10 protein-coding genes are annotated in these 12,704 nt (G+C 68.8%); 7 read left to right on the plus strand and 3 right to left on the minus strand.

Annotated features, from left to right (window positions below):
• Position 1: 1 nt before the first annotated feature.
• The 6 genes from K5L49_RS01275 (at position 2) to mutM (ending at position 6,070) form a co-directional block, all read left to right on the plus strand.
• Entirely contained in the window at positions 2–1,321 is a 1,320-nt protein-coding gene (locus K5L49_RS01275) for a DUF58 domain-containing protein (protein WP_223690235.1), read from the plus strand.
• Positions 1,311–3,575 carry a transglutaminase family protein gene (locus K5L49_RS01280; RefSeq protein ID WP_223690236.1) on the plus strand — a complete coding sequence of 755 codons (2,265 nt, stop codon included), beginning with the start codon at positions 1,311–1,313 and terminating at the stop codon, positions 3,573–3,575. Before K5L49_RS01275 ends, K5L49_RS01280 begins: the two co-directional genes overlap by 11 nt.
• A gap of 18 nt (positions 3,576–3,593) precedes the next feature.
• Positions 3,594–4,187: a YceD family protein gene (locus K5L49_RS01285; RefSeq protein ID WP_374107667.1), complete on the plus strand. Its 594-nt coding sequence runs from the start codon at positions 3,594–3,596 to the stop codon at positions 4,185–4,187.
• Positions 4,188–4,189: 2 nt separating this feature from the next.
• Entirely contained in the window at positions 4,190–4,393 is a 204-nt protein-coding gene (gene rpmF, locus K5L49_RS01290; protein WP_223690237.1) for a 50S ribosomal protein L32, read from the plus strand.
• Between the two features lie 107 nt (positions 4,394–4,500).
• Positions 4,501–5,181: a ribonuclease III gene (rnc, locus tag K5L49_RS01295; protein ID WP_223695211.1), complete on the plus strand. Its 681-nt coding sequence runs from the start codon at positions 4,501–4,503 to the stop codon at positions 5,179–5,181.
• A complete protein-coding gene (gene mutM / locus K5L49_RS01300; RefSeq protein ID WP_223690238.1) occupies positions 5,159–6,070 on the plus strand; it encodes a bifunctional DNA-formamidopyrimidine glycosylase/DNA-(apurinic or apyrimidinic site) lyase in 912 nt (303 codons plus the stop codon). Before rnc ends, mutM begins: the two co-directional genes overlap by 23 nt.
• A gap of 15 nt (positions 6,071–6,085) precedes the next feature.
• On the opposite strand, the gene K5L49_RS01305 is transcribed toward mutM, so the two are convergent.
• Entirely contained in the window at positions 6,086–6,919 is an 834-nt protein-coding gene (locus K5L49_RS01305) for a GNAT family N-acetyltransferase (RefSeq protein WP_223690239.1), read from the minus strand.
• Positions 6,916–7,188, minus strand: coding sequence for a hypothetical protein (locus K5L49_RS01310; RefSeq protein WP_223690240.1), 273 nt, complete (start codon positions 7,186–7,188; stop codon positions 6,916–6,918). Before K5L49_RS01310 ends, K5L49_RS01305 begins: the two co-directional genes overlap by 4 nt.
• 209 nt (positions 7,189–7,397) lie before the next feature.
• Here K5L49_RS01310 and smc point away from each other — a divergent pair, with 209 nt between their 5' ends.
• Positions 7,398–10,982 carry a chromosome segregation protein SMC gene (gene smc / locus K5L49_RS01315; RefSeq protein WP_223690241.1) on the plus strand — a complete coding sequence of 1,195 codons (3,585 nt, stop codon included), beginning with the start codon at positions 7,398–7,400 and terminating at the stop codon, positions 10,980–10,982.
• Positions 10,983–11,001: 19 nt separating this feature from the next.
• Here the strand turns inward: smc and K5L49_RS01320 are convergent, their stop codons facing one another.
• The gene (locus K5L49_RS01320; RefSeq protein ID WP_223690242.1) at positions 11,002–12,663 is read right to left on the minus strand and encodes a hypothetical protein; all 1,662 of its coding nucleotides are present in this window, start codon (positions 12,661–12,663) and stop codon (positions 11,002–11,004) included.
• Between the last annotated feature and the right edge of the window lie 41 nt (positions 12,664–12,704).

A 12,704-nucleotide genomic window follows, 5' to 3' on the forward strand; every position in this document is an offset into this window, starting at 1 on the left:
CGTGGCCCGGCATCCGCGCTCGTCGTCGCCGGTGCGCAAGCCGCGCCCGACGCTTCGGGGCGGGGCGCTGTTCGCCGTCGGGGTCGTCGCCTTGGCCGCCTCCGCATATTTCGGCCGAACCGATGTGCTCTTCGTCGGGCTGTTCCTGACGATCCTTCCGCTGGCGGCGATGATCTCGGTGACGGTCGACCGTCCGCGACTCACGGTGACGCGGAGCTTTCACCCGGATGTCGTCGCCGTGGGGGAGACCGCAACGGTCGTCACGACCGCGCGCAACGAGTCACCGCGCCCCAGCCCCGCGGCCCGGTGGCGCGAGTTCGCAACGCCCGCAGTCGGCGTGCAGCCCTCCGCACCCTTTCCCCGTCTGGGCGCGCACCAGGCGAACGTCTCGCACGGGCGTGACACGATCGTGCTGCGCCAGGATGTGCGCGCGCTCCGTCGGGGAGCGCATCCGGTGGGCCCGCTCATCGTGAGTCGCACCGACCCGTTCGGGCTCGCCTATGCGGAGTATGCGCTCGGCCAACCCCGCCAATTCGTGGTGACGCCGCGGGTGAGCGCGCTCTCGAAAGGCGACCTCGACGTCGCGCGGAGCGAAGGCACGGAGCATGAGCTGCTTCGGCACAGCATCCCGAGCGCCGATGAACTCATCGCCCGCGAGTACCGGCCGGGTGACCCGTTGCGTCGCGTGCACTGGCGGGCGACAGCGCGCCACGACAAGCTCATGGTGCGCCAGGAGGAACGTCGGAGCAACCCCGAGGCATGGATCCTGTTCGACACGCGTACCGCCCCCGCGGGCACCGAGGCCGAGTTCGAGACCCTGGTCGACCTCGTCGCCTCGGTGGGCGTGCATCTGCTGGATGAGTCGTTCGTCGTCAGCGTGGTGGAGAGCGGGCCGCGCCAGCTCTCCGGCCGGAGCGGGGCCGGGCGAACCGGGACGCTGGGCTCGGCGACCCCCACCTACGATGTCGGTGGCGCCGACCGGATGCTCCTCGCCGATCTCGCCGCGGTCGAGCGAGACGACGAAGGACGGGACGAGTCGGTGGCCGAGCTGGCCGCCGGTCTGCGTCGCTCCGGTCGAGCCGTCCCGGTGTTCGCGATGATCATCGGAGGATCGATCGACGAGCTGGGAGCCTTGGGTGCCCTGCGATCCATGTGCGATCCCGCTGTGGCCTTCATCGCGGCCTCGGCCCCTCCCGTCGTCGCGGAGGTGTTGACCGACTCCGGCTGGCTCTGCGTGCCCTTCACCGCCGGCGACGACCCGGCGGAGTGCTGGCAGCGTGCCCTCCGAGGGCAACGGGTGGTGGTGCAGCATGGCGAGTGAGACCGCGGCCGGTGTCGTGACGCTGCCGGCGGTGCGATCGGACCGCACCGGCTATTGGCGCATCACCGCAGCCCTCCTGCTGCAGGTGTTCGCGGTCAGTTTCGGCCTGATCGGGTTGATCGACGGCCCCGGCTGGTGGTTCGCGCTGCTGTTCGCCGCCTCGCTCATCCTCGTTGCCGGCGCCGGGCTGCGGATGCTCGGTGTCCCGCGCCCCATCGTCCCTGTTCTGCTCGCGGTTGAAGCACTGATGATCATGACGGTGACGTTCGGCGCGGGCACCGGACTGCTCGGGCTCATCCCGATGCCCGCGACCTTCGCCCGCTTCGCCGAGCTCGGCAACCAGGCGATGGTGTCCATCGCGCAGCAGGGCACACCGGCGGAGGAGTTGCCGGAGTTCATGTTCCTCGTGGTCGGGGGTGGATGCATCCTGGCGATCCTGCTCGATCTCGCTGCGATCGCGTTCCGGGCGCCGGCCTTCACCGCGGTCGCCGTCGGGCTGGTCCTCCTCGTGCCCGCCGCCCTGCTCGGGGACGGACTCGACCCGATGCCGTTGGCGCTGTCGGCGCTCGCCTTCCTCTGGCTGCTCCGATGCGATGTGCGCACGCGACGGCCGGGAACGCCGAGATCGACGGCCGCGCTGTCGATCGCTGCCTCGTCGGTGGTCGTCGCGCTTGTGATCGCGGGCACCGCACCCGGTTTCGTGCGCGGCGGCGCGACGTCGTTCACAGCCGGCGGCATCTCGATCGGCGGCACAGTGACACCGCTCATCGACCTGGGCCGTGACCTGCGCCGGCCGGCCGCCGTGCAGACGCTCACCTATACGACGACGGCGCCGACCGGCCAGTACCTCAAGCTCGCTTCCCTCGACCAGTTCACCGGGGCGGTCTGGAACCATCACGAACGCGACACAAAACGTCTGCCCGCCGGCAATACGATCGGCCCGGTCTTCGGACTCTCCGCCACGATCAAGACGACCAAGATCACCACCGACGTCCAGATCGACAACATGCAGAGCAGGTGGCTTCCTGTTCCGTACCCGGTGCAGGGCGTCAAAGGGCTGAGTGGAACCTGGTCATGGGATCCGGACGACCTCACGATCGGTGGCATCAACTCGTCGACGCAGGGGCAGCGGTACACCGCGACCAGTCTCATCCTGGAGCCGACGGCCGCGCAGCTGCAGGCGGCTGGGGGGTTCATTCCCGCCTCGATCAAACGCGACCTGTTCCTGCCGCCCAACCTGCCGGCCATCATCACGTCGACGGCGCGCACCGCCACGGCCGGCGCCGTCTCGGAGTACGACAAAGCCGTCGCCCTGCAGGACTACTTCCGTGACAACGGGTTCGTCTACTCGACCGAGACCCCGCTCAAGCAGGGCTATGACGGTGACGGCGCCAAGGTGATCGCGAAGTTCCTGGAGGTCAAGAGCGGCTATTGCGTTCACTTCGCGTCGGCGATGGCGCTGATGGCGCGCGCCCTCGGCATCCCGTCGCGTGTGGCGGAAGGCTATCTTCCCGGTACCGCCAGCGGCGGCACCACGGGAACTTCCGGTCAGTACACGGTGACCAGCGACGATCTGCACGCCTGGCCCGAACTGTATTTCGCCGGCGTCGGCTGGGTCTCGTTCGAGCCGACGGTCGGGCGCGGAACGATTCCGAGCTACACGCGGCCCGAGGCCACAACACCGGTGACCGCACCGCTTCCGGGATCCTCCTCCACTTCGGCTTCGCGCCCCGTGGTGCCGAAGGACCCGACGAACGTGCCGAACCCCACCGGGTCGGCCGACACCTCGCCGGTGCAGCCGGTGGCCACCGGGTTCGGCGTCGCGGTACTCATCGTCGCACTGCTGCTGACCCCGGCGGTACTGAGGCGGGTGAGGCGCCGCAACCGGCTGCGACGGCTGGGCGACGGGTCTGCGGGCGCCGCGGAAGCCTGGGACGAGTTGCGCGATACGGCGCGCGATCTCGGGTGGGCGGTTCCCGACACTGAGACGCCGCGAGCGTTCGCCGGCCGAATAGCGTCGGCCGTCGCTGGAACACCCGGCCAAGAGGCCATCACGAGTCTGCTGGAGATACGCGAACGGGATGCGTTCGGTCCGCCCACCCGGGGGACCGTGACGGGCCTCGGCGATGATCTTGCGCAGGTTCTCGAGGCGCTCGAACACCAGGCCGGCCGCGCCTTGCGGGTGAAGGCAGCCCTCGTACCCGTGTCGTTGATCCCCTCCGATTGGTCGCCGGGGGCAACTGTCAGGAGCTGAAGCGTAAAATGGTTGACCGTGACCAAGTTCAGAACCACGCCGTACACCGTCAATGTGTACGACCTCGTGCACCGTCCCGGCGAGATGCGCGAGCTCGACCTGACCCTTCCGGTCGACGAGAAGCTGGGCGAGGGTCTGGTGAGCGTTCCGGACGGAGCGACCATAGATCTCGCCCTCCGTCTGGAGTCGATGCATGAAGGCATTCTGGTCTCCGGAGAGGCCCGAACCACGGCGAGCGGTGTCTGCGGGCGATGCCTGATCGACATCGAACAGCCTGTCGAAGTCGATATCCAGGAACTTTTCGCGTATTCTTCTGACGAAGCTTTTGATTTTGAGGTTCACGATGACCACGTGGATCTTGAACCTCTGATCAGGGACGCGGTGGTGCTAGCACTGCCGTTTCAGCCGGTGTGCCGGCCAGACTGCCCGGGACTCGACCCCGAGACCGGGGAGCGGCTGGCGGATGTACCGGAGCGCAAACCCCAGCAGACCACCGATCCGCGGTGGGCTGCGCTTGCGGCCCTCCAGGCTTCCGACACCAGTGCTGGTTCCACCGAGAACCTGAAGCAGGATGTTCCTGCCGACACCGACAGAGACAGAGAAGAGAGATAGTCATGGCTGTTCCCAAGCGGAAACAATCGCGCGCCAACACGCACGCCCGTCGTTCGCAGTGGAAGGCTGAGGCCCCCACCCTCGTCAAGACCATCGAGAACGGCAAGGTCACTTACAGCCTGCCGCACCGCGCCAAGGTGGTCGAGGACTCGGCGGGCACCGCCCTGTTCCTCGAGTACAAGGGCCGCAAGGTCGCCGACGTCTAAGCAGTCGGTTGCCAAGCCACCGCTCGTCTGGTCAGCGCTCGTCGAGCACGGGCGCCCCGGCCGGAGTCGACGTCTCTACTGAGGCGGGCGCCGACCGCAGCGTACTCATCGAGAAGCTCGGGGTCGATATCGACCCCGAGCTTCTCGAGCTTGCGCTGACCCACCGCTCGTACGCGTATGAGCACGGCGGCATCCCGAACAACGAGCGCCTCGAGTTCCTCGGCGACTCGATTCTGGGTCAAGCCGTCACAGTGAAGCTGTTCCGTGAGAATCCGCTCCTCGACGAGGGCGATCTCGCCAAACGCCGTGCCAGTCTCGTGAGCTCAGTGGCGTTGGCCGAAGTGGCCCGCACGATCGGGCTGGGGGAGCATCTCAGGCTCGGCCGGGGGGAGAACCAGAGCGGCGGCCGCGATAAGGCGTCGATCCTCGCCGACACGGTCGAAGCGATCATCGGCGCAACCTATCTGGACGCCGGAGGCGAGGTGGCGACCGCATTGGTGCTTCGGCTCGTCGAACCGCTGCTCGACGACCCGCAGCGTTTCGGCGCCGCGATGGATCCGAAGACGAGTCTGCAGGAGGCCGCCGCGCACCGCGGAGCCGGTGTTCCGGTGTACACAGTCACCAACAGCGGGCCCGACCACAGCAAGACCTTCCACGCAACCGTGGAGGTGAACGGTCTGGTGACCGCCAGCGGCGACGGCACGAGCAAGAAGCAGGCGGAGATGTCTGCGGCGCTCACCGCCTGGACCGAACTCACCCAGCGCCGTGCCCGAGCTTCCCGAAGTTGAGGTCGTGCGGGCGGGGCTCGCCCCCGCCGTGCGCGATGCGACCGTACTCGGTGTCGACGTGTTCGAGCCGCGTTCGTTGCGTCGGCACGACCCCCTGACGGGTTCGTTCGAGGCACTTGTCACAGGGCGTGTGCTCGCGATGCCTGTGCGGCGCGGCAAGTTCCTCTGGATCCCGCTCTCGGCGACGGGCGTTCCGCAGGCGATCGTCGCCCACCTCGGGATGAGCGGGCAGATCCTGCTGAGGGAGCCGGGCTTCGCCGAAGACGGGCTGCTGCGCATCCGGCTGCACATCGAAGCGCCGTCGACCTCCCCGGGCGGGCGGCGCGAGTTCTGGGTGAACTTCGTGGATCAGCGCATCTTCGGGTCGATGGCGGTCGACGTTCTCGTGCCCACCGCGGACGGTGCTGCGGGTGGTCTCGGCACCGATGCGCCGCTGGTTCCCTCCCAGGTGGCGCACATCGCCCGTGACCCGCTCGACCCGGCGTTCGACGACAGCGCGTTCGCGGCCGCGCTCCGCCGCAAGAACACGGGGATCAAGCGTGCCCTGCTCGACCAGACCCTCATCAGCGGCATCGGCAACATCTACGCCGACGAGGCGCTGTGGGCCGCCTGCCTGCACTATGCGCAGCCCGCCGCGTCCCTGAGCGAGCGACAGGTCACCACTCTGCTCGCCGAGGTGCGTCTGGTGCTGTCGAAGGCACTCGCGGAGGGCGGGACCAGTTTCGACGCCCAATACGTGAACGTGAACGGCGCCTCCGGCTACTTCTCACACAGCCTCAACGCCTACGGTCGGCAGGGAAAGCCGTGCCCACGTTGCGGAACGACCATTGTGCGCGAGCAGTTCATGAACCGCGGCTCCCACTTCTGCCCGCGCTGCCAGCGTCCGTAGTCGCCGTTTGCGAGATCACGGGAGAGACTTCTGCCAGGTGCCGGTGAGCCCGTGCTGGCGGAAACCGAAGGCGTCGTTGACCGCGAGCATGGGGGTGTTCTCGGCGGCGTTCCAGGTGAGCAGGCGACGGATGTGCGGCGCGACTTCGGCCAACCGGTCGAGGTTCTCGAGTTTGAGCAGCGTGCCCAGTCGATGTCCGCGGTGGGCCGGCGCGACGAGGGTGTCGTACTGCTCGGCCTTGTCGCCGTCTTCGGGCACCGCGATCTCGGTGTACCCCACGAGGGTTCCGCTCGGGAGGTGCTGGGCTGCGGTTACGAGCAGCGGCTCGCCCCGCGCGATGAGTTCGTTCTCGTGTTCCCGCACGCGGGCCGTCGTCCAGGTCTCGGTGTCGAGTTCGATGCCGCTCTGCGGAACGTCGACCGTCATCCGTGCCTTGAGAGCGGCGAAGTCGGCGATGAGGTCGTCGGGGACCGTGCGCCACCAGGTGATGGTTCGATAGTCGGCGGACTGCGCTCTAGCGTCGGCGACGAGCCGGCCACGCCGTTCCGCGGCCAGCGGGAGGGCCAGCTCGCTGGAACGCTCCACCTGCCCGAGACGGTAGCCGTGGCGGAGTGCGAAGGCCACCTCCGGCGACCCGGCCGGCAGCCCGTCCCTGCCGATGGGTGCGTGCACGCGGCCCCTGTCGTGGGCCGCGGCGGCACGGAGGGCGGCAGCGGGATGCTCCGTGTACGCCGAGATGACGGTGCGCCCGCCGTCGGCGACCAGATCTTCCCCTTTCGCGAGCAGGGCTGATCCGATTCCGCGCCGCCGGAGCGCAGGGACGACGTGGACGAGCAGAGTGGCGGTCACTGCGTTCTCTTCGAGGGGAAGATCGCGAGCACCCGGCCGACGATGGCGCCGTCGACGACCGCGACGAACGCCATGAGCTCGCGGAACTCCTGCGCCCGGAAACCGGCCAGTTCGGCTTCGGCTGTGACCACGAAGTCCTCGTTGTGCCAGAGTTCCACGGAGATACCGTTGAGAACAGCGACCATCTCCTCGAAGGCGGCCGACTCCGGGGTGCCGAGACGCGACGGGACGGGGAGCTCAGCGATGACGGTGCGGCCGGCTTCGGTCATCCGTCGGCACCTCCCCGCCCTCCCGAAAGCCTCAGCCTACTTCCGGTTGTTCGCCATCGCACCCGGTTCGTCGGGACGCTTTCCGGGCCGGTCTGACCGGCTTATCAGGCTCGTGCGGGGTCCGCGGGCGTTGCTGGCGCTGTGATCGCGGTCGCGTCGGGTAAATTTGGCGCAGGTGTTCGAGGGACGAAAGAGATGAGGGGCGCCGGGTGTATCTGAAGAGCCTGACGCTCAAAGGGTTCAAATCCTTTGCGACGGCGACGACGTTCGCGTTCGAACAGGGCGTGACCTGCGTGGTCGGCCCCAACGGTTCCGGCAAGTCGAACGTGGTGGATGCGCTCGCCTGGGTGATGGGGGAGCAGGGGGCGAAGACGCTGCGCGGCGGCAAGATGGAGGACGTCATCTTCGCCGGCACCTCCACACGCGGCCCGCTCGGCCGCGCCGAGGTCACCCTCACCATCGACAACTCCGACGGTGCTCTGCCGATCGAGTACTCCGAAGTCACCATCTCGCGCACGCTCTTCCGCAACGGCGGAAGTGAGTACGCGATCAACGGCTCCGCGTGCCGCCTGCTCGATGTGCAGGAACTGCTCAGCGACTCCGGTCTGGGGCGCGAGATGCATGTGATCGTCGGGCAGGGGCAGCTGGACGCGGTGCTGCACGCCAGCCCGGAGGACCGCCGCGGGTTCATCGAGGAGGCGGCGGGGATCCTGAAGCACCGCCGGCGGAAAGAGAAGACCCTCCGCAAGCTGGAGGCGATGCAGACGAACCTGACGCGGCTGAGCGATCTCGCGGGAGAGATCCGGCGCCAGCTGAAGCCGCTCGGGCATCAGGCCGAGATCGCGCGCGAAGCCCAGTCGATCGCGGCGATCGTGCGTGACGCGCGGGCCCGCCTGTTGGCGGACGAGGTGGTGACCCTGCGCACGGCGCTCGACGACCACGGGCGGACCGAATCGGAGCGGCACAGCGAGCGGATCGTGCTGCAGGAGCAACTGGAGCAGAAGCAGCTGCGGGTTGCCCGGTTGGAGCAGGCGCAGGTCGGCGACGAGGTGGATGCCGCCCGGCGCACGGCGTTCGGGCTCGAGTCGGTGCAGGAGCGACTGCGCAATCTGTACACGATGGCCAACCAGCGGCTCGCGCTGCTCGGAAGTCAGGCCGAGGCACCCGAATCCCGTCCCGGAGTGAGCCCGCAGATGGTCGAGGACGCGCGGGACGAGGTGGAGCGTCTGCGCACCGTGGTGTCGACGGCGGAGGCCGCCTGGGTCACCGCACAGTCGACCACCCGGGCCGCGCGGTCTCGCCTCGACGCTGTCGATGAGGAGATCGCCGCGCAGAGCGCCCTCGTCTCCCGGCACGACCTGGAGATCACGAAGCTGAGCGGGCAGGCCGACGCCGCCGCCCAGCGGCTGGCGGCGGTTCGCGGCGAGGTCCTTCGGCAGCAGAACGCCTTCGATGCCGCCACCGAGCGGCGGGAGAAGGCGCGCGCCGAATTCGCCGCGCGGGAGGCGGAGGCGGCGACCGCCGACGTCGGCGAGGGCAACCTCGACGAAGCCTACGAGCTCGCGCAAGCCGATGTGTTCGAGGCCGAAGGTGAGATCGAACGCCTGCGCGAAGACCTGCACACGCTGGAGCGGGAGCGCGACGCCCTCGCCGCCCGCACCAGTGCGCTCTCGCTCGCCCTCGATCAGAAGGACGGTTCGGCCGCCCTGGTCGCCGCCCGACTGCCCGGGGTCACCGGTCTCGTCGCGGAGCACATCCGCGTGCATCCTGGCTTTGAGACGTCGATCGCGGCCGCCCTCGGCACTCTGGCGGACGCGGTGCTCGCGCACGACCGAGACGGCGCGTTCGCGGCCATCGCCCACGCCACCGCCGACGAGCTCGGCCGGGTCGAAGTGATCATCGCCGACGCGGTGGCGTCGGATGTCGACCTGGGGGGCATCGACGGGGTCGTCGCAGCCCGGTCGGTGGTCGAGGCGCCCGGTGGTGTGCTCGGCATCCTCGGGTTCACCGCCATCGCGGACGACCTGCCCTCAGCGCGGGCGGCGGCCGCTGCATATGGCGGGCGGCGGCTCGGCGGCCCGGTGACGATCATCACCAAGACCGGCGAGGTGCTGACCGATTTCGTGCTGCGCGGCGGATCCGGTGCCAAGCAGAGCCGCATCGAGCTGATCGCGGATCGCGACGCGACCGACGACCGGCTCGCCGAGGTCACCTCGCTGATCGATCGCGCCAGGTTCGCTCTCGCCGAGCAGCGCGGTGTGCTGCAGGTGGCGAAGGAGCAGTCGCAGGCTGCCCTGTCGTCATTGCGCGAGTTCGATGCCCGGCTGGCCGCCCAGACGGAGCAACTGAACCGGCTCAAGGTTCAGTTGGAGGCTTCACAGGCAGAGTTCGAGCGGCTGAACACTGCGTTGGCGTTGGCGGGCGACCGCGTGGCCGAGGCCGGGGCCGCAGCCGAGAAGGCCAAGGCCGAGCTCGAGACGGCACGGTCGCGACCGCGGCCCATCCTCGACGTGAGCGCGCGCGACACGCTGTCCGTCGAACTGGAAGCCACGCGGGAGGCCGAAGTGGAGGCACGGCTCGGCGTCGAGACCGCCAAGGAGCGTGTGCGTGCCGAGCAGGCCCGAGGAGAGGCCCTCGCCCGGCAGCTCGACGCTGAGCGGGCCGCCGCGGAGGAGGCCGCACGGCGTGCCGTTATCCGTCGTCGCCAGGTGGAGGCCGCCACAGGGGTCATCGACGCGCTGCCGGCCGTGCTCGATTCGGTCGACCGGTCGGTCGCGCAGGCGCGTGTCGAACTCGCCGGCGCCGAGGCGCGGCGGGCGACCCAGAACGAGGAGCTCTCGGCTCTGCGTCGCGAGGAGAACGCGCTGCGTGAGCGACTTCAGGTGATCACTGAGAGCGTGCACGGGCTCGAACTGCAGATCTACGAGAAGAAGCTGCACCTGTCCAGCCTCCTGGAGCGCGCGGGAAGCGAGCTCGGACTCGTCGAAGACGTGCTCGTGGCAGAGTACGGGCCCGAGGTGCCGATCCCGGTGGACATCGACCGACGGGAGGCGGCGGAGCCCGATGCTGATGACCGGGACGGACCCGGCGACGCATCCCAACCCGCCGCTGCGGTGGAGACCGTTCCGTTCGACCGCGAGCGGCAGCAGAAGCGGCTGGCGGCCGCCGAGCGCAAGCTCGCCCAGCTGGGCCGGGTGAACCCGTTGGCCCTTGAAGAGTTCGCGGCGCTCGAGCAACGGCACAAGTTCCTCACCGAGCAGCTCACCGACCTCAGCAACACCCGCAAAGACCTGCTCACGATCATCGAAGAGATCGACGAGAAGATGCAGGTGATCTTCGAGTCGGCCTTCGAAGACACCAAGGAGGCGTTCGGCTACGTCTTCCCCATCCTGTTCCCGGGCGGCACCGGGAGCATCTCGCTGACCAACCCCGACGATCTGCTCACGACCGGCATCGAGGTGTCGGTGAAACCGGCCGGCAAGAAGATCGAGCGCCTCTCATTGCTCTCCGGCGGTGAGCGTTCGCTGGCGGCGGTGGCGCTGCTGATCGCGATCTTCAAGGCCCGCCCCAGCCCGTTCTACATCATGGACGAGGTGGAGGCGGCACTCGACGACGCGAACCTCGGGCGCCTGCTCACCATTTTCCAGGATCTGAGGGAGACGAGCCAGCTCATCGTCATCACGCACCAGAAGCGCACGATGGAGATCGCAGATGCGCTCTACGGCGTCTCGATGCGGCAGGACGGCGTCTCGGCGGTGGTCGGCCAGCGCGTCGCTCAGGAGCAGGCTTCCTGAGCCGCCGGCCGCCACTCGGCTAGCGTTCCGCGGATTCCACCGGGTCGGCGTACCCCCGCCTGGTCAGCTGGTAGCGGGCGCTCGAGGCTATTTTGACGGTCATCCGGTTCTGCCCGGCCGTTCCCGCGTAGTCGTACACCTGGAACGGTCCGCAATCGATCACGGCCGACGGGGTTCCGAGCAGGCGGATGGCGAGCGCGCGGCGGGAGGGCGCATCCACGATGAAGTACGACGGCGCTCGATCGCGGAACGAGGCGAGGTTCGTCATCCACGCGCGGGCGCCGAGGGTGCTGTCGACCTGAAGAACGTCGACGCGGCCCGTTCCGTACACATCGAGGGCGCGTGACGCCCAATAGGAGCCTTCCCCGACGATGTTCCGGTCGCCGATCCACCTCTGCAGGCAGCTCAGCCCGGGACTCGCGCTCTGCGCGGTGATGGTCGTCAGCGTGGCGATAGCCGGGGTGGCGACCATGGCGGAGGCGAGGAGTACCGCGGCGCCGGCCACGGTCGCAGTGATCCGCATGACGCGATGCGCGCGCTTGGCGCTCCGGCGCCAGAGCGCCGGAGCGAGGAGGACGAGGAGCGGGAACACGAAGACAGGACCGAGATAGCGTGTGGCCGTGCTGCCGACGAGCACGCTGCCGACCACTGTCACAAGCACCGAGCCGATCACGAACACCGGGATCACGACGCCGGAGGGCGAGCGGTGCGGCTCGCGGAGAGACCGGATGCCGGTGGCGACCGCCGCGCCGAGGAGGAGCAGCAGGAGCACGGCCTCGGTGATCCCGAGCGGGGTGCTGACGAAGGTTCGCAGCACCCCGGCGAAGAACGACAGGCTCTCCGGAATCTGCGAGAAATGCACATAGGAGCCGGCATTCGGCAGCAGGTAGCGTGACAGCGCGAAGCGGGCGAGATAGCCGGCAGCGCCGCCGGCGAGGAGCGGCGCGGCGAGCAGTACCGTCATCCGCCAGGGCAGCACGTGCAGGAGGGAGGCGAAGGCGAGGGCGCCCAGGAACGGTACCGCGAACTGCAGGAGCACGAGGGGGTTCGACACGGTCTGCACGCCGAGCAGCAGCGCCGAAGCCGCGGCGAAGACTCCATACCGAGGGGATCGCACCGGGGTCGTCCGTTGAAACGCCCGAGTCAGCCACAGTGCGAGTGCCAGCAAGGCGAGCGCGGTCATCGTCGCGCCGTAGTAGTACGTGGTGAGCAGGGTGAACGTGGCGACGGAACCGTTCGTCTGGGTTCCCCGGATCTCGAGCGCCACGAACACGAGGAACACCAGCGAGGCCAGCATCGGCGCGGCGATCCGGTGCCAGCGGCGTGGCCAGCCGATGTGCGCGGCGCAGGCCCGGAAGAGGGCGTAGAGCAGAACCGAGTTGAGGATCGCGTTGAGCGCGAGAGCGGCTTTGACCGAGCCGCCGACGATCGCCGAGCAGAGCAGGTAGAGCGGAAGCTCCGGCAGCAGGAAGAGCTGCGACGACATCACCCATTCCATCGGCTGGCCGGCTGCGATGGACTGACGGAACAGGGGGAGGACGAGAGAGTCGCCGTCGTAGAAGAAGATCTGCTGCCCGTGGGCGGAGAGCGCGACGGCCAGCACGGCGGCGGTCAGGAGGCCGATGGCCACGGGAGCGGCGATCTCTGACGCCAGCACGCTCACAAGGGACCGGACTCTCACACCCCAACGCTAGAAGGTCACACTGATCCGGTGCTGGACGA

This window comes from Leifsonia poae, assembly GCF_020009625.1.
Taxonomy (GTDB): domain Bacteria; phylum Actinomycetota; class Actinomycetes; order Actinomycetales; family Microbacteriaceae; genus Leifsonia; species Leifsonia poae_A.

Coding starts and splice junctions, on each gene's coding strand:
- K5L49_RS01280 (WP_223690236.1), top strand. CDS start 1,311: ATGGCGAGTGAGACCGCGGCCGGTGTCGTGACGCTGCCGGCGGTGCGA.
- rpmF (WP_223690237.1), top strand. CDS start 4,190: ATGGCTGTTCCCAAGCGGAAACAATCGCGCGCCAACACGCACGCCCGT.
- K5L49_RS01310 (WP_223690240.1), bottom strand. CDS start 7,188: ATGACCGAAGCCGGCCGCACCGTCATCGCTGAGCTCCCCGTCCCGTCG.